This window comes from Paraburkholderia sp. DD10, assembly GCF_049177125.1.
GTDB lineage: Bacteria > Pseudomonadota > Gammaproteobacteria > Burkholderiales > Burkholderiaceae > Paraburkholderia > Paraburkholderia terricola.
Window position 1 is genome coordinate 2,666,515 of record NZ_CP185392.1, and the last position, 16,094, is coordinate 2,682,608.

Genomic DNA, 16,094 nt, shown 5'->3' on the forward strand with positions numbered 1-16,094 from the left:
GCCAAATCAACGTTCTTATTCGCGGCATCACTTGCAGCGTGTTTGTTCACGGTTCCGCCTCAATGGGTCAATTCTTAAAGAAGGCGCATTCTGCTCTGGCTGGCATCGCCGTAGAGTGCGAAATTTCCCAAATGGCCGCCGCTTTAGCCGGTCCAATGGATCGCTTTCCAATCCGCGTCCGATGAATTCGGCATCTCTTGAGAGCGGTTTGCGCCGCCTCCTTTCATAATCAATTGCTAATGCATCGATCGAGAAACTTTAACTATCTGTGATTGCGCCGCGCCCGTATGCTCGATTAGTGGCCCGCCGCCTTGCACCGGTGAAAGGTGGCATCGGGCAAAAGATTTACATAGTCACAGGAGACGGCATCATGAAGATTTGCATCTTCGGAGCGGGAGCGATTGGCGGCATGATGGGCGTGCAGTTGGCACGCGCCGGCGCTGACGTGAGTTTCATCGCGCGCGGCGCGCATCTCGCGGCAATGCGCGAACACGGCGCGCGTCTGATCATGGATGGCGAAACGTTCAGCGCGCCCGTACGCTGCACGTCCGATCCACGCGAACTCGGCGTGCAGGACTTCGTGATCATCACGCTGAAAGCGCACTCGCTGCCCGGCGTGGTCGACGCAATGCAGCCGCTACTGGGCAAGCACACGGCGATCGTCACCGGCGTAAACGGCATTCCGTATTGGTACTTCCATCAGCACGGCGGCAAGTTCGCCGGCACGCGCCTCGCGAGCATCGATCCGGACGGCGCGCAATGGACCAAGCTCGGCCCCGAACGCGCGATCGGCTGTGTGCTGTATCCCGCCGCGGAGATCGTCGAACCCGGCGTGATCAAGCACGTGTACGGCAAGAAATTCCCGATCGGCGAGCCGAGCGGCGAGCGCACGCCGCGCATTCAGCAGTTGCACGAAATCATGCAGGCGGCCGGTTTCGACGCGCCGGTTCGTGACAATATCCGCGACGAAATCTGGCTCAAGTTGTGGGGCAACCTGTGCTTCAATCCGATTAGCGCATTGACTCACGCCACGCTCGATATCCTCACGAGCGACCCCGGCACGCGCGCGGTATCACGCACGATGATGCTCGAGGCCAAGCGCATCGCGGATCAATTCGGCGTGCATTTTCGCGTTGATGTGGAAAAACGCATCGACGGTGCGGGTGCGGTCGGCGCGCATAAAACCTCCACGCTGGTCGATCTGGAGAATCGGAGACCCATGGAAATCGATCCGCTTCTGACGGTGGTGCAGGAGATGGGTCGTCTCGTCGGCGAACCCACGCCGACCATCGACGTGGTGCTGGCGCTTGTCAAACTGCGCGAGAAGATGGCATTGCAGGGCGATTGAAGGCCACCGCTTAGCTCTTGAAGCTGATGAGGAAAAGGATCGGACGCGCAATGCGTCCGATCCTTTTTTGACGCCGCGATACTCCGGTCAATTGATCGATTGCAACTACACCGCCTTCAACCGGGTGAACTTTCAATCGCGACGATCTCGCCAGGGACGAAGCCATTGGCTGCGGTCTGCGCTTCGCGATGCCAAGCCTAAGGCTCATGCAGTACGGCACCGCTTCGCGCCACCGCCGGCCACACGAGTCCGTGAGAACAAGCGGAGGGCGCCGCCTCAACGGCCGCCAAAGGCATCGTGGCCAGCGCCGCGAACTGCGCCCAGGCCGCCGCGGCGTTCGGTCTGAGCGAGCGGTTACGACGATGCACGAGCAGCGTCGCGAGATTCATCTCGGGCAAGAGCGGCCGGCTCACTAGCGATGCGGCCAACGGCGGCCAATGCGCGTCGACGGGTAACACGCCGACGCCAAGCCCGAGTTCGACCATGCGCAATACCGCCGCGACGTGTCCGAATTCCTGCACCGTGCGCCGTTTCAGTCCATTCGCGCTGAAAGCGAGTTCAACCGCCGCGCGCACGCCCGCATCCGCATTCAACGTGACGAGCGCCCATTCCTGCAACGCGCTCCACGCAACGCTCGTCTCGCACGCCAGCGGATGCGTGGGCGGCATGACCGCATGCAGCGGCGTCGTGAAGACCACTTGCGCGTGCAACAAATCACCCGCGAGAGGTTCAGCCGTGGAGACGACGCCGAAATCCGCCTCGCCTTGCTCGACACTCGCGAGCACGCCGCTTTGCGGCTGGTCCTCCACGGATACGATCAGTTCGGGAAAAGCCGCCGTGCAACGCGCGAGTCCCTGCGCGACCCAACTCGACGACAACACCGGATTGCTGGCCAGCGCCACGACGCCGGTATGGCCATCGTAAGCGGCGCGTTCCTCACGCAATGTCAGCTCGATTTCGTCGAGCAGGCGGCCGATTCTTCGCTCGAGACTGGCGCCCGCATTCGTCAGTGCCACCTGACGCGTAGTGCGGTCGAATAGTTTCAGTTCGAGCGAGTCCTCGAGCTCGCGTACACAGCGGCTCACCGCCGATTGCGTCAGATCGAATTGACGCGCGGCGCGCGTGAAACTGCGCTCACGGGCGACGGCGACGAATACCTTGAGCTGCTGCAGCGAGACGTTCATGACTTACCTGCGGCGCGGCGCTTCATGCTATTCCCCGTTTGCTCGGGCCAGCGGCTAAGCCGCGAGGATCTGATGTCGTGCATTCATCGGTGTGACGAACAGCGTCCATGCGTATCGCGGATTCGCCACCAATGCCATGCACACCATGCCGATGACGAGCTGCCACCAACGGTTCGCTCAAAACGCCCTGGCCGTCTTCCGGCGAGTGATGTTGTCCATGTGCCTTGTCTCCGCTATTTATCTGGTTCAGCCGGCCCAGCGTGCCGTGTCCTGTCCACCTTATCGTTACGACCCGAAAGCTTGTTTTTCGGGGAAGAACTTCGGCGCTTAATCGTCGTGGTTGTAAGCTTACTTATCCCGATCGATTAACATCCGCGCTGCAACACAAACCTTCGCCGCTTCGTGCGCCTAGCCACCAACTCCAAGCGTTAACCCGAGTACAGCAGCGGGCCATTCCACTTCGATGTGAGAGCCATGCTAGGGTGATTGCTGAATTACTAATAATTAAAGTTTGTTATTATGTTGATTCACATTTGCTTATACATCGGTCATGACGATGCGCAATGCCACGCTGCGGCAATTGAAGGTTTTCGAAACGGTGGCGCGCCATCTGAGCTTCTCGCGTGCGGCGGAGGAATTGCATCTCACACAGCCCGCCGTCTCCACGCAAGTGCGCCAACTCGAGGAGCACGCGGGGCTGCCGCTGTTCGAACAACTCGGCAAAAAGATCTACCTGACGCCGGCCGGCACCGAAATGCTCCACTACAGCCGCGCGATCATTCAGCAGTTCCACGAAGTCGACGAAGCCATGGGGCAACTCAAGGGCGTTTCGGGCGGCAAGCTGAATGTCGCGGTGATCAGTGCGGGCGATTACTTCTTTCCGCGCGTGCTGGCCGAATTCACGCGCCGCTACTCCGGCGTCGTGCTCAATCTCGCGGTGCACAATCGCGACGAATTGCTGCATCAGCTCGCGAGCAACCAAACCGACCTCGCGGTAATGGTGCGCCCTCCGCATGAAACGGACGCGACCAACGAGCCGTTCGCGCCTCACCCGTATGTGATCGTGGCCGCGCCCACGCATCCGCTCGCCAACAAACGCAACATCAAGATGAGCCAATTGGCGAGCGAGGCCTTCATCGTGCGCGAGCGCGGCTCGGATACCTGGAATTCGATGGAAGAAGGCTTCGCCGGACGTCTCGCCAATCTCAAGATCGCCATGGAGATCAAAAGCACCGAGACGATCAAGCAGGCCGTGATTGCCGGCATGGGAATCGCATTCCTGTCCGCACATACGATCAGCCTCGAATTGCAATTGGGCCACCTCGTCGTGCTCGACGTCGAGAGCTTTCCTCTGATGTTGAACTGGTACGTCGTGCATCGGAAGAACAAACGCCTGCCGCCGGTCGCGGTCGCCTTCAAACGTTTTCTGATGGAAGAAGGCGCGAACCTGATCGAAAAGATCACGCGAGTGCGGGAACTGAGCGTATATAAACGCTAGGCTATGGGTACCCAATAAAACTTTAACTATTGGAAATTCGTCGGCGCTTTTATGCTGCGAGCTGGTTTGATTACTCGTCAGCCCAGGAGGCCGATCATGACCTACGCTTCGGTTGAGTCTTTCGCCAGCACGCGTACTGGCCGTACTGCCGCCGGCAGTTCCGACGACGCGCATCTGAGCGCCTACAACGCCGCCTTCAGCGATCTCGGTCTGCGCTTTCGCTGGGACCATGCGATGCTCGAGGTGCTCAAGGAATTCAACGGTGAAGCGGCGCGTATCACCGCCTATATCGAGCGCTTTCACGCCCATCTCCATCGCGCGTACGATGCCGACTTTCTTGCGCAACTGATCCTGCAAAGGAAGGCCCATTACTACAGCGAGTTCGCATCGGCGGGCGACTGAGGGCTTTGGCGGGATCGCAATCTCGCCAGGCGCGCCGCCATTGCCGCAAAAAAAGACGCGCCTTCATATTTGACGGCGCATCGCGGAATGACTGCCCGAATCGCGGACACAGCGCCGCTTTTGCCCATCCAGATTCCTGCTGTCATGCCAACCGCGACGGTGCCTGGATGCCACACGCACCCTGCCCGGCGCGATCTCTCGCCACGCCCAGGCCTGCTCTTCGCCACCGCGCCATTCGATGCGCGCCAGCAGCCCTGACCGTCCCGCGATGAGCCCATCGCGACGGGCAGCGAACGCATGTGCATGCGAGCCGTGATTACTCGCGTGATCGTTTGAGTATTCGTGGCTCGTCATCAGATGCACGCCCATCGCACAAGCCAGCGCGCTCATCGCGAGCAGCGCGGCGAAACCGAACGGCTGCGCCTGCTCGGTGACGAAGCCATAGCCGAGCCATCCGCATAGCAACAGCGCAAACAGATTGACGATGCGGTGACCCGGACGCGCCGCCGCGCTCGCCTGCAACACACCGAGCAGTTTGCAGAATGCGATCGCCGACGCGGCGAAGATCAACGCACCCATGAATACCGCGGCATAAAGTTCGATACGTTCGATACGCTCGGCATTCGCCTGCGCGGCGGAGAACAGATAGCGCGCGAATCCGCCCGTCATGACAGCGAGTCCCGTGGCGATGCCGGCCAACGCGACGAGCAGCGGCCGCCGTGTCAGATCGCGTTTGCGCACGCGCCATGCGCCGAACGCGGCGCCCACTACGGCGGCAGCGACCACACTACAGCCACCGCCAGTGCCCGCCGCGAAAAGCGCCACCTGTACCGCGGCCAATGCGCCAGCGCGCCACGCAGGCTGACGTCGCGATCGCCACGCAAGCGGCAGTTGTCCGAGCGCGGCAAGCGCAACACCCAGCAGAATGCCGAGCACAGCGGCAAGCAAACACGACATGTCGAGCCATTCGGCACTGTCGGAAGGTTGCGGCATGTGTGCTCCTCCGTGTTGCGCTTTCATCGCGTCAGGCAGAGGGACCAGAAGCGGGTCCGCCCGTCAGGCGATGCTTGTCGTCGCTAATCGAACGCTTCCCACTAGCTCCGCCCCGCGAGCCGGGGCGGCACGCACCCAGACCTCGGTAGGCCTAGATCGCCCCGACCGCACGTAACGCGCTGATCTGCTCGCGCGAATAGCCGAGCTCGGTCATGACCTCGTCGGTGTGTTCGCCAAGCAGCGGCGAGCGCTGCACTTCGGTCGGGCTATCGGACAGTTTGATGGGATTGCCAACCGTCAAATACTTGCCGCGCGTCGGATGATCCACTTCGACGATCGTGCCCGTTTCGCGCAACGAGGGCTCCTCGGCGATTTCCTTCATCGACAGAATCGGCCCGCACGGAATGTCGTACCGGTTGAGGATTTCCATCGCCTCGAACTTGGTCTTCGTCATGGTCCAGCGCTCGATCTCGGCGAAGATTTCCTTCAGGCGCGGCAGGCGTGCGGCGGGCGTCGCATAGTCGGGATCGGTGGCCCACTCCTCCTTGCCGATCACGTTGCAGATCTTCACCCACACCGGCGCCTGCGTGATGAAATAGATGTATGCGTTCGGGTCGGTCTCCCATCCCTTGCATTTGAGAATCCAGCCCGGCTGGCCGCCGCCCGATGCGTTGCCCGCACGCGGCACCGCTTCACCGAACGTACTGTTCGGATATTGCGGATACTCCTTCATGACCCCGGTGCGTTCGAGCCGCTGCTGGTCGCGCAGCTTCACGCGGCACAGGTTGAGCACGCTGTCCTGCATCGCTGCAAGCACCTTTTGGCCGCGCCCGGTGTGCGTGCGCTGGTAGAGCGCGGTGACAATGCCCAGCGCCAGATGCAAACCCGTGCCGCTGTCGCCGATCTGCGCGCCGCTTACGACCGGCGGGCCGTCGTCGAAACCGGTGGTTGAAGCCGCACCGCCCGCGCATTGCGCGACGTTCTCATAGACCTTGCAATGCTCATAGGGCCCAGGGCCGAAGCCCTTCACCGAAGCGACGATCATGCGCGGATTCAGCTCCTGAATTCGCTCCCACGTGAAGCCCATCCGGTCGAGCGCGCCCGGAGCGAAGTTCTCCACCAGGACGTCGCATGTCTGAATCAGCGCCTCGAGAACCTGCTTGCCTTCCGGGTTCTTCGTATCGATGGTGACCGAGCGCTTGTTGTGATTGAGCATCGTGAAGTACAAGCTGTCCGCGTCGGGAATGTCTCGCAGCTGTTCGCGCGTGATATCGCCGACGCCGGCCCTCTCCACCTTGATCACGTCCGCGCCGAACCATGCGAGCAACTGGGTGCAGGTCGGTCCCGATTGCACGTGCGTGAAATCGAGAATGCGCACGCCGTCGAGTGCTTTGCCCATGTTGTCTCCTGAGTACCCGTCCTGCTTTTCGCCTGGCCAAGAATGCGCTCGCGATATTTGATATATCACATACCGAATTCGAGTTTGCGTCAACCGAGGTTTTATACCGAACGCCTCGGCGGGACAGTCATGCTAAAAGGTAGGGAATGCAACGGATGAAGGCGGGAATCATGGGCCTAGGCACGGTGGCGACAACCGGGCTGGCTTAGCCGGGCGGCACTGAGGCAGGCGTGTGGGCGGCGAAGGGTCATGAGCCGCGGATGAAGGCGCAGCCAAACGAAAAAGTCCGCGGTGTTTTGATCACCACGGACTTTTTATTCGCTACGCCATTGGAGCGCTCGAGCGCGCATCAATCCAGAAAGTCGCAATTCGCTTCGACAAACGCAGCGAGATCGAGCGAATGCTGACGCGTGAGCCGCTCGGCCAGTTCGGTATCGCGCTGTTCAAGCGCCTCGATAATGCGCAGATGGTCGACGATCGAGCGCGACGCGCGGTCGCTCTGTGAAATGGTCATGCGCCGGATCGCGCGCACGTGGATGAAGATGTTCTTGATCGTGTCGAGAATGATCCGCGACTTCGACAATTCGACGATCGCCTGGTGAAACGCGATATTCGCATCCGAGTATTCGGCGATGTGCTCAGCCGGCGTGGCGTCGCGGAAATGGTCGAACATGTGGCGCAGCCGGGCGATTTCCTCGTCCGTGGCGTGCAGCGTCGCAAGGCGCGCGGCCATGCTTTCGAGCGCGGCCCACATCTGGATCATTTCGACGATTTCGCGCTTGCTCTTGCGCACGATATAAATGCCGCGCCGCGGCACCATGCGCAGAAAACCTTCCTGCTCCAATAGCGTCATCGCCTCGCGGACCGGCGTGCGGCTCACGCCGAGCGACTCGCTCAGCACGCGCTCGTCGAGACGGATTTCCTCGCGGGACTGGTAGATGTCCGCGTCGGCAATCGCCTGGCGGAGCATCGCATACGCCTGATCGCGCAAGCTCGCGCTTGCGCCGATCGGCTGTAATGACAACGTCAATGGTGTTGACACTGCTTCAGTTTGAAGTTCTGACGACATTCATCGCCTCATGTTGAACATGTGAACGATATCGTGCTGCCGCTACCCCGACGCGCTGTTCGCCCAAGCCCACGAATCGGCCATGTTGCGCTGCGAGTTGCGCGACCGGCTGGGGAATCCAGCGAGTCAACAGGACAGTGGCGGCAGACCCTAAGCCTACGAAGGCAACGGCGAGCAGGGCGAGAGGAACAAGTTCCATTTGTAACTCCGAATGATTGAGTGAAGGAATGACTCAATCATATGCTGCAACGCCGCATAAGTCAATATTCTGTATTCAGTATATCAGTACTTGTTGTTTTTCAGACGACGTCACCAAGGTAGCACGGGCGCGCTCCGGACGCTTCCCCCGTCGCGGAAATGCGGCAGCGCTCGGTGTAAACGCGCAAAACGCGCGCTATTCGCGCAGTCACGTCCGATTATCGCGCAGTTTCGCCCGAATGCGGATTGTGCGATCCGTCTCCTCTCACTAACCTTCCGGAAATCCTGCAAGGGGCCGGCGACGGCCAGTGCGCCGGAATCGACCACCCGAGCCACCCAGCAGCCAAAGGTTAAAAGGAGACACCGTCATGAGCACCACCATCCAGCCATCCGCAATGGCCGACAACCGCAAGACGCGCAGCCAGGCACGCAAGGCGGCGCTCGGCAGCTTCGTCGGCGCGGTAGTCGACTGGTATGACTTTCTGCTGTACGGCATCGTCGCCGCGCTCGTGTTCAACTCGGAGTTTTTCCCGAAGGTCAGCCCGGCGATGGGCACGCTCGCGGCGTTCGCCACCTTCGGCGTCGGCTTTCTGTTCAGGCCGCTTGGCGGCTTCGTGTTCGGACATTACGGCGACCGCCTCGGACGCAAGCGCATGCTGGTCCTCACGGTGATGATGATGGGCCTCTCGACCGCCGCGATCGGTCTGCTGCCGGCCTTTGCCACCATCGGCTGGTGGGCGCCGGTGCTGCTCGTGACGTTGCGCGCGATCCAGGGCTTCGCGGTCGGCGGCGAATGGGGCGGCGCGGCTTTGATGGCGGTCGAAAGCGCGCCGGAGAAGAAAAAAGCGTTCTATAGCAGCGGCGTGCAGGTCGGCTACGGCGTGGGCCTGGTATTGTCGACGGGGCTCGTCACGCTGATTAGCCGTTCGATGGACAACGCGTCGTTCCTGAGCTGGGGCTGGCGTCTGCCCTTCCTGTTCAGCGTGGTGCTGGTGCTGATCGCGCTGTGGATCCGCTCGAGCATGGAGGAGTCGACGGAATTCGTCGAAAAAGTCGGCGAGCATGGCGAGCGCAGCGTGCGCCTGCCGATCGTGGAAGCACTGCTGCGGCATCCGAAGGCGTTCCTGCTGATCATCGCGCTGCGGCTCGCCGAACTGTTCACCATGTACATCGTGACGGCGTTCGCGCTGAACTACTCGACGGCCAATCTGCACATGCCGCGCGAGTTCTTTCTTACGATCGGCTTGCTGGTGGGCGGCGTGAGTTGCGTGACGATTCCGTGCTTTGCCTGGCTCGCGGACCGCTTCGGCCGCCGCCGCGTGTACATCGTCGGCGCGCTGGTCGGCATGTTCAGCGCGGTGCCCTTCTTTCTCGCGCTCGAAGCACGCTCCACCGTATGGATCGTGGTCTTCGCGGTGATGCTCGCCAATATCGCGCACGACATGGTGGTGAGCGTTCAGCAGCCGATGTTCACCGAACTGTTCGGCACCGAGTATCGCTATAGCGGCGCGGGGGTGGGCTATCAGGTGGCGAGCGTGGTCGGCGGCGGTTTCACGCCGTTTATCGCGGTGGCGCTGGTCAGCCTTGCCGGCGGCTCGTGGCACCCGGTCGCCGCTTATCTGGCGATCGGCTGCCTGATCTCCGTGCTCGTGGCGGCAAAGATGAAAACCGGGCGCACGATCGCCTGATTCTCCGGCAAACCCTCGTTGACGACGACGGGCCGGCCGTGGCGAAGCTGCCACGGCCGGCCCGTTTTGTTTGGGCGCGGCGTTTCTTTTTCTTACCGCTTCGCCCCAATTCGATCCGTCCGGCGACGTTTCGTCAGGTCAATACCTTATGCATTTCCATCTCATATTGCCAAGGCCAACCGCGCGCCCTATCGTTCGACCCTGCAGGTCTCAGCCCGAGTCCGCGCCCGCGATATGAAACAAAAAAACATATATCAGCGGCGCGCAAACCTGCCGGTTTTTAGGCATGGCCCCTAAAGCATTTGCGCTAAACGCCGATAACAAAGCATTTGTCACACCGGAGACCGACCAATGAGCAGCATCACCGAGCCGAGCGGGAATTCAGGCTCCGCATCCTTCTTTTCCAAAGAAGCCACCGTTGCCAAGCCGGGCTTTTCACGCTGGATGGTTCCGCCCGCGGCCCTCGCCGTCCACCTCTGTATCGGCCAGGCGTACGCGTTCTCCGTATTCAACGGCCCGCTGACCAAGGTTATCGGCATCACGCAATCCGCCGCTGACGACTGGTCGCTCACTTCCCTCGGCTGGATCTTTTCGCTGGCGATCGTGTTCCTGGGCTTGTCGGCGGCCTTTGCCGGCAAGTGGCTCGAGCACGTCGGCCCGCGCCGCACGATGTTCACCGCGGCATGCTGCTTCGGCGGCGGCTTTCTGATTTCCGCGCTCGGGGTGTATCTGCATCAGATCGTGCTGCTATATCTCGGCTATGGCGTGATCGGCGGAATCGGACTCGGCCTCGGCTATGTATCGCCGGTGTCGACGCTGATCCGCTGGTTCCCGGATCGCCGCGGCATGGCGACCGGCATGGCGATCATGGGCTTCGGCGGCGGCGCGATGATTGCCGCGCCTTTGTCGGTGGCCCTGATGAACCATTTCCGCAGCGCAACGAGCATCGGCGTGGCCGAGACGTTCATCGTGCTCGGCATTGCGTATTTCATCTCGATGTCGATCGGTGCGCTCGCGATCCGCGTGCCGCCCGCCGACTGGAAGCCGGCCGGCTGGACGCCGCCCGCGGCCCAGCAGAAGAAGATGATTTCGCACAACCACGTGCATATCGATCAGGCGTTGAAGACGCCGCAGTTCTATCTGATCTGGCTCGTGCTGTTCCTGAACGTGACGGCCGGCATCGGCATTCTCGGCCAGGCTTCGGTGATGATCCAGGAGAGCTTCAAGGACACGGTGACGCCGGCCGCGGCAGCCGGTTTCGTCGGTCTGCTCTCGCTGTTCAACATGGGCGGCCGTTTCGTGTGGGCCTCCGCTTCCGACTGGATCGGCCGCAAGAACACCTACTTCATCTTCTTCGCGCTCGGCGCCGTGCTGTACTACCTCGTGCCCGGCTTCGCGGCTTCAGGCCAGATCGCCCTCTTCGTGCTCGCCTACTGCGTGATCCTGTCGATGTACGGCGGCGGGTTCTCGACCGTGCCCGCCTATCTCGCGGACATGTTCGGCACCGCGTTCGTCGGCGGCATTCACGGCCGTCTGTTGACCGCATGGGCCGCGGCGGGCGTTGCCGGGCCGGTGCTGGTGAATTACATCCGCGCGTACCAGGTGTCGCAGGGCGTGGCGAAGGCGGACGCCTACACGATGACGATTCACATCATGGTCGTGCTGCTGGTGATCGGCTTCGTCTGCAATCTGCTGGTCAAGCGGGTGGACGACAAGCATCACATGACCGACGCTCAACTCGCCAAAGGCGCCTAAGGAGACCCGCATGTCGACGATTCAAGCCGTGCATCCGACCAACAAGGTCAAGCTCGCCGTCTTCTGGCTGTATGTGACGCTCCCGTTGGCGTGGGGCGTGTTCAATACGCTTTCACAAGCGATGAAGCTGTTCAGGTAAGTGCGGTAGCACCCCGCGCGTGGTGAAAACGCGCGGGGTGCCGGCGGGAGTTTGACTCGCCGCCGGCCCGGCTTGCTGCCGCTGAGTCGCTCACGCTGACTCACTGCCGCTGACTCATTGCCGCTGACTCACTGCGGCGCTGACTCACTGCGGATCACCCGCGCCGGTCAAGGCGCGTCCGACTTCCGCCTCTCTCCTACCACTGATACGCCGCACCGGCGCCGACGGTTGTCGCGGCTGAACTGATGCCCGCGCCGAGTTTCAGCTTCAGACTCTGCGTGACGCGCGCCGACAAGCCAACCGCCACCGCCTGATAGCCTTTGTAGCCGGCCGTGCCGACACCGACCGCGAGGTTCTTGTTCGCGTCGACTTCGGGGACCATGCCCAGCGCGATAGCCGACGCCGTTCCCGAATACGCGTTACGCGCCATGTCGCTCATGCTGCCCTGGAACTGCTGCATGTTCACGGCGTCGGTGGGCGCCTGTCCCGCCGCGACGTTGGTGATGCGGCGCTCGTTACCGGCTGAACCTATCGACACCGTGTTCGTCTGATCGGCCACCGAACCCTCGCCGATCGCCACTGCGTTGGGCGCCGATGCTATCGCGCCTCCGCCGATCGCCGCCGAACCGTTGCCGATCGCCTGCGCCGCGTTACCGGAGCTATTGGTGGCGAGATAGGCGCTGCCGTTCTGCTGGCTATTCCGCACCGTCTGATCGAGATTGCCGATCCGCTGGTTGGTGCTCCAGAGCTGCGCACCCGTCACCGCATCGCTGCTCGTGGCCGATATATCGCCGTCCTTCAGGTTGGTTAGCTGGACCTTCTGCGCGTCGGCAGCGGTGCCTCCGAGCGTGACCTTGTCATGAGCCGAACTGTCGTACTGCACCGCATTCGCCACCGTCCCGCTGATGCTGCCGACGGAGGTTTGCAGATTCATGATGTCGCTGCTGTTCTGCGTCACGCGGCCGTCCAGGTTGGTGATGGCGCTGCCCACATTGCTCACGACCGCACCGCCCACGCTGTACGACGGCGCCGTCACCGATCCATCCTCATTCACGGTTGCGCCGCCGCCGAGCGCGACAGCCGTACTCGCTGCCTGCGCGTGCAGTTGCGAACCGTTGACCGCATCGTTGCTGCTCGCGCTGACCGCGCCTCGCGCTACGCCGGTGACGACCCGATTGCCTGCCGTGCCGGCCATGTCGATCAGATTGCCGTCGGTCGTCGCGCCGACGTTGATCACGCGCGACAGACTATCTTGCGTGACGATGCCGATGCCGCCGGTCTCCATGTTCTGCCGCAACGTGGTGAGGCTGGTGTCGAGCGAGCCGAGCGCGTCGCCGACGGTGGTTTGCGTGGCGCCCTGAACCTGGTACGTGGGGCCGGTCACCGAACCGTCGGCGTTGATCTGCGCGCCGCCGCCAAGCGCGGTCACCATCGGCTTGAACTGGCCCAGATTGATCGCCGACGTATCCGTGGTGCCCGCCGCAATCCCGATCAACTCCCGGGAGCCGGCAGTGCCGCCGAAGTCGACGCGAGCGCCGTCCGTGTCTTTCGCGACGGTGAGATCGCGCGACTCCTGATCCTGCCGCAAGAGCCCGAGCTCACCGTTCGTGATCTGGTTCGCGATGTGGCTCACATTCCCTTCGATCGTCGTGGTGCGCGCGTCGAGGTGGGTGATATTCGTGGTGTTGTCGGTGACGCGCTGGCCGAGGTTCGTGATGCCATCCGTGTTCCGCGCGACGGCCTCGTTGGTCTCGTACAGTTGCGCGCCGTTGACGGCATCGAGACTGGCTGCGTCGAGCGTGGCGGCGCGCACGTTCGTCACCTGTACCGGCGCAGTGCCGCCCAATGTCACCGAAGCGTGCTCGGCCGAATCGTATCGAACGGCATCGGCTCCAGCCTCCGTGCTGCCCGAGACCACCGCCGCAAGTGCGGCACCCACGTCGCCGTATGTCTTTCCGCCGATGTCGTAGACGGGGCGCGTGACCGTTCCGTCCGCGGCGACGCGGGCGCCGCCGCCCAGCGCCGCAGCCGTGCTCGCGGTGTTCGCCTGAAGCTGCGCGCCGTTCACCGCTTCGCTGCTGGCGTCGTTGACCGCGCCGGCCGCGACGCCGTCCAACACGCGGGTGCCGCTCGCGCCGGCGAAGTCGACGCGGGTTCCGAACATGGCCGCGCCAACCAGAATGTCGCGAGTACTCGGATTGTGCGTGACCAGACCGACGGTGCCGCTATTGATTCGGGTTTCCAGCGACGTCAGGCCCGTGTCGAGCGAGCTGAGCGCGCCGCCCACCGTGGTTTGCGTGCCGGCTTGCACGTGATACGTCGGGCCGGTTACCGAACCGCTGGCACTGACGGTTGCGCCGCCGCCAAGCGATGCGACAGCCGGGCTGAGCTGGCCCAGATTGATCGCGGAGCTTGCGGTCGTACCCGCGGCCACGCCGAGCAGTTCACGCGGCCCCGCGGTGCCCGTGAAGTCGACGCGCTTGCTGGCCGTGTCCTTTGCGACGGTCAGGTCGCGCGAGGTCGGATTTTGCCGCAGCAGGCCAGCGCTACCGTTACTGATGTTGGTGATGTCGGCGGTATTTTGCGCGACTGCCTGATTGGTGCCGTAAAGCTGCGCGCCGGTGACGGCGTCGGAACTATCCGCGTTCAGCGCGGCGTCCGCGACGTTCGTCAGTTTGACGGGCATGCCGGGGTTGCCCAGCGTCGCCACGTCATGGTTCGCGGTGTCGTAGCGCAGCGAATCCGCGCTTTCGAGCGCGTTGCCCGATGCGACCGCCGCCAGGGCGGCGCCGACATCGTTGTAGGTCGCGCCGCCGATCGTATAGACCGGTGCGACGACCGCGCCGTTTGCCGGGTCGATGACCGCGCCGCCGCCGAGCGCCCCGGTCACGCCCGAGAGTTGGCCGACGTTGGCGGCATCCGTAGGCAACGTGCCTGCCGCGACATAGGCGATCTGCCGGCCTTGCGCGAGGTTGCCCACGGACACCACGTTGACGCGGTCTGCCACCGCGCCCGTGCCGAGCGCCACCGAACCCGTTGCGGTGGCCGAGGAATAGGAACCCAGCACCACTGAATCCGCCCCGGAAGACGGGATAAATGTTTTGTAGCCGATGGCCACGGCACCGTTTGCGGCGGCGCTAGCGAAGGAGCCAATGGACGTCGCATTGACCTTGCTCGAACGGGATGAGTACCCGATCGACACCGAATTATCCGCGTTGGCTGCCACCGACGAATACGCACCGATCACGGTCGCGTTCGCCGACACCGCGAATGCGCCCGAGCCCACCGCCGTGGTCCCGTCCTTGGCGGCGCCGGAACCGGCGCCGACTGTCAGCGCGTTGATGCCGCTCGCCGCCGCGGCGGGCCCGATCGCCATTGCGTTCAGCGAGCTCGTCGTGCTGGTGCTGGTGCCACCGACCACATTCGGGCTGACGGCAATATAGTCGGTCACCGGCGCGCTTGCGAGCGGCGCGGGCATGGCAGCCAGGCTCGACGCGGCAACCGCCGGCTGGGTGGCCGGCGCAACGATCGGATTGCTGGCGAATACGCTTGCGTTATTGATCGCGGCAGTCAACTCCGCGGGGGTGGCCGCATCGTTGGCGGGCGGCGTGACCCCGTCTCCGGTTTGAGCCGCAAGCGCCTCCGCGGCGCTCGAACAGTACTGCGCCGGCGACTCGCATTCCGCGGCGCCGGCCGGCAGCGAGAACGCCAACGCGCTCAAAAGCCCTCCACCAGCGGCCATCAGTGTCGTGCATGCGGACGCGCCTTTCGCGCCCCTGCTCTTCGTCATTTCAGAAGCCGCGACGTAGGTGCGAGTGGCGCTATTCCATACGGTTTTATAAGTCCGGTTCAACATTCCTCCCAATCTTTTAATCGAAAGTTCATTTACCGAGATTTTTCTTATGCAATCTCAATTCCACGCTATAAAACAAAAGGAAACCAAGATCGCATCGCGCTTTCACTCGGCCGATAAAGGCGATGGAGGCAGTCTGCCGTCACGGCGCAATATCGCGAATACGATTAATCCTAAAAGCTAATTTTTAGCTTTAATTAGCAAAAACGGCATAATGGATTTAAGACGGAAAATGCCAAACCTCTTAATTCAAACTAAATGCAATTAGGCAAATACAAGAGAAAGCTTAATTTGTCTCAAATGACAACCGCAGAAAGCGCCAATTCGCGCGCGGTGAAATTCTTTAACGTAAGCGCAGCCGTCACGGTCACCCCCGAGGGCCCGTCACTCGCGCTCAGGGAGAAGTTGTTCGTGGTGGGAACGGAGTCAGATCGTCAGCCGTTTTCTCGACGGCGAGATGGGAGCAGCGCCCGGACCGGGCGGAGGGCGAGACCAACGCGAGCGGATGTTTTGCCGCCCAGGCGCCATCGAGTATTCGAACAGGTCGTCGACCCGCGCTTTCATACCG

At 62.4% G+C, this 16,094-nt stretch carries 12 protein-coding genes and 1 pseudogene; 6 read left to right on the forward strand and 7 right to left on the reverse strand.

From position 1 onward, the window contains the following. The first annotated feature begins 370 nt into the window (after positions 1-370). On the forward strand, positions 371-1,348 hold the full coding sequence (locus tag ACOCG7_RS12155; RefSeq protein WP_083081318.1) for a 2-dehydropantoate 2-reductase: 978 nt from the start codon (positions 371-373) through the stop codon (positions 1,346-1,348). Between the two features lie 197 nt (positions 1,349-1,545). Here ACOCG7_RS12155 and ACOCG7_RS12160 read toward each other — a convergent pair whose 3' ends face one another. Together ACOCG7_RS12160 and ACOCG7_RS12165 are read right to left on the reverse strand one after the other, a co-directional pair. After that, the gene (locus ACOCG7_RS12160) at positions 1,546-2,532 is read right to left on the reverse strand and encodes a LysR family transcriptional regulator (RefSeq protein WP_083081320.1); all 987 of its coding nucleotides are present in this window, start codon (positions 2,530-2,532) and stop codon (positions 1,546-1,548) included. 72 nt (positions 2,533-2,604) lie between these two features. After that, a pseudogene (locus tag ACOCG7_RS12165) lies at positions 2,605-2,751 on the reverse strand (oxalate/formate MFS antiporter); the annotation flags it as partial. A 331-nt stretch (positions 2,752-3,082) separates the two neighbouring features. On the opposite strand from ACOCG7_RS12165, the gene ACOCG7_RS12170 reads away from it, so the two are divergent. After that, positions 3,083-4,030 carry a LysR family transcriptional regulator gene (locus ACOCG7_RS12170; protein WP_073428505.1) on the forward strand — a complete coding sequence of 316 codons (948 nt, stop codon included), beginning with the start codon at positions 3,083-3,085 and terminating at the stop codon, positions 4,028-4,030. Positions 4,031-4,126: 96 nt separating this feature from the next. Further along, the gene (locus ACOCG7_RS12175; protein WP_073428506.1) at positions 4,127-4,432 is read left to right on the forward strand and encodes a hypothetical protein; all 306 of its coding nucleotides are present in this window, start codon (positions 4,127-4,129) and stop codon (positions 4,430-4,432) included. A 63-nt stretch (positions 4,433-4,495) separates the two neighbouring features. Here the strand turns inward: ACOCG7_RS12175 and ACOCG7_RS12180 are convergent, their stop codons facing one another. The 4 genes from ACOCG7_RS12180 to ACOCG7_RS12195 form a co-directional block, all read right to left on the reverse strand. Next, a complete protein-coding gene (locus ACOCG7_RS12180; protein ID WP_421375624.1) occupies positions 4,496-5,425 on the reverse strand; it encodes an NAD(P)(+) transhydrogenase (Re/Si-specific) subunit beta in 930 nt (309 codons plus the stop codon). Between the two features lie 151 nt (positions 5,426-5,576). Then, positions 5,577-6,824 (reverse strand): formyl-CoA transferase, encoded by a 1,248-nt coding sequence (gene frc / locus ACOCG7_RS12185; RefSeq protein WP_310118206.1) that lies wholly within the window; start codon positions 6,822-6,824, stop codon positions 5,577-5,579. A gap of 349 nt (positions 6,825-7,173) precedes the next feature. Beyond that, on the reverse strand, positions 7,174-7,893 hold the full coding sequence (locus ACOCG7_RS12190) for a GntR family transcriptional regulator (RefSeq protein ID WP_073428509.1): 720 nt from the start codon (positions 7,891-7,893) through the stop codon (positions 7,174-7,176). Continuing rightward, positions 7,871-8,092: a hypothetical protein gene (locus ACOCG7_RS12195; protein ID WP_083081326.1), complete on the reverse strand. Its 222-nt coding sequence runs from the start codon at positions 8,090-8,092 to the stop codon at positions 7,871-7,873. The genes ACOCG7_RS12190 and ACOCG7_RS12195 overlap by 23 nt, the downstream gene beginning before the upstream one ends. Positions 8,093-8,459: 367 nt before the next feature. Between ACOCG7_RS12195 and shiA the strand changes: the two genes are divergently transcribed. The 3 genes from shiA to ACOCG7_RS12210 all read left to right on the forward strand — a co-directional run bounded on the left by shiA (position 8,460) and on the right by ACOCG7_RS12210 (position 11,673). After that, the gene (shiA, locus tag ACOCG7_RS12200) at positions 8,460-9,779 is read left to right on the forward strand and encodes a shikimate transporter (protein WP_073428511.1); all 1,320 of its coding nucleotides are present in this window, start codon (positions 8,460-8,462) and stop codon (positions 9,777-9,779) included. 351 nt (positions 9,780-10,130) lie between these two features. After that, a complete protein-coding gene (locus ACOCG7_RS12205; protein ID WP_073428512.1) occupies positions 10,131-11,534 on the forward strand; it encodes an L-lactate MFS transporter in 1,404 nt (467 codons plus the stop codon). A 10-nt stretch (positions 11,535-11,544) separates the two neighbouring features. Further along, entirely contained in the window at positions 11,545-11,673 is a 129-nt protein-coding gene (locus tag ACOCG7_RS12210; RefSeq protein WP_073428513.1) for an MFS transporter small subunit, read from the forward strand. A 196-nt stretch (positions 11,674-11,869) separates the two neighbouring features. Here ACOCG7_RS12210 and ACOCG7_RS12215 read toward each other — a convergent pair whose 3' ends face one another. Beyond that, complete coding sequence (locus ACOCG7_RS12215) at positions 11,870-15,529, reverse strand: YadA-like family protein (RefSeq protein WP_347142778.1); 3,660 nt, start codon at positions 15,527-15,529, stop codon at positions 11,870-11,872. Between the last annotated feature and the right edge of the window lie 565 nt (positions 15,530-16,094).

Excerpts from the sequence above, each read along its gene's own strand:
- ACOCG7_RS12155 (WP_083081318.1), top strand. The coding sequence starts at position 371 with ATGAAGATTTGCATCTTCGGAGCGGGAGCGATTGGCGGCATGATGGGC.
- ACOCG7_RS12160 (WP_083081320.1), bottom strand. The coding sequence starts at position 2,532 with ATGAACGTCTCGCTGCAGCAGCTCAAGGTATTCGTCGCCGTCGCCCGT.
- ACOCG7_RS12170 (WP_073428505.1), top strand. The coding sequence starts at position 3,083 with ATGACGATGCGCAATGCCACGCTGCGGCAATTGAAGGTTTTCGAAACG.
- ACOCG7_RS12175 (WP_073428506.1), top strand. The coding sequence starts at position 4,127 with ATGACCTACGCTTCGGTTGAGTCTTTCGCCAGCACGCGTACTGGCCGT.
- ACOCG7_RS12180 (WP_421375624.1), bottom strand. The coding sequence starts at position 5,425 with ATGCCGCAACCTTCCGACAGTGCCGAATGGCTCGACATGTCGTGTTTG.
- frc (WP_310118206.1), bottom strand. The coding sequence starts at position 6,824 with ATGGGCAAAGCACTCGACGGCGTGCGCATTCTCGATTTCACGCACGTG.
- ACOCG7_RS12190 (WP_073428509.1), bottom strand. The coding sequence starts at position 7,893 with ATGTCGTCAGAACTTCAAACTGAAGCAGTGTCAACACCATTGACGTTG.
- ACOCG7_RS12195 (WP_083081326.1), bottom strand. The coding sequence starts at position 8,092 with ATGGAACTTGTTCCTCTCGCCCTGCTCGCCGTTGCCTTCGTAGGCTTA.
- shiA (WP_073428511.1), top strand. The coding sequence starts at position 8,460 with ATGAGCACCACCATCCAGCCATCCGCAATGGCCGACAACCGCAAGACG.
- ACOCG7_RS12205 (WP_073428512.1), top strand. The coding sequence starts at position 10,131 with ATGAGCAGCATCACCGAGCCGAGCGGGAATTCAGGCTCCGCATCCTTC.
- ACOCG7_RS12210 (WP_073428513.1), top strand. The coding sequence starts at position 11,545 with ATGTCGACGATTCAAGCCGTGCATCCGACCAACAAGGTCAAGCTCGCC.
- ACOCG7_RS12215 (WP_347142778.1), bottom strand. The coding sequence starts at position 15,529 with ATGTTGAACCGGACTTATAAAACCGTATGGAATAGCGCCACTCGCACC.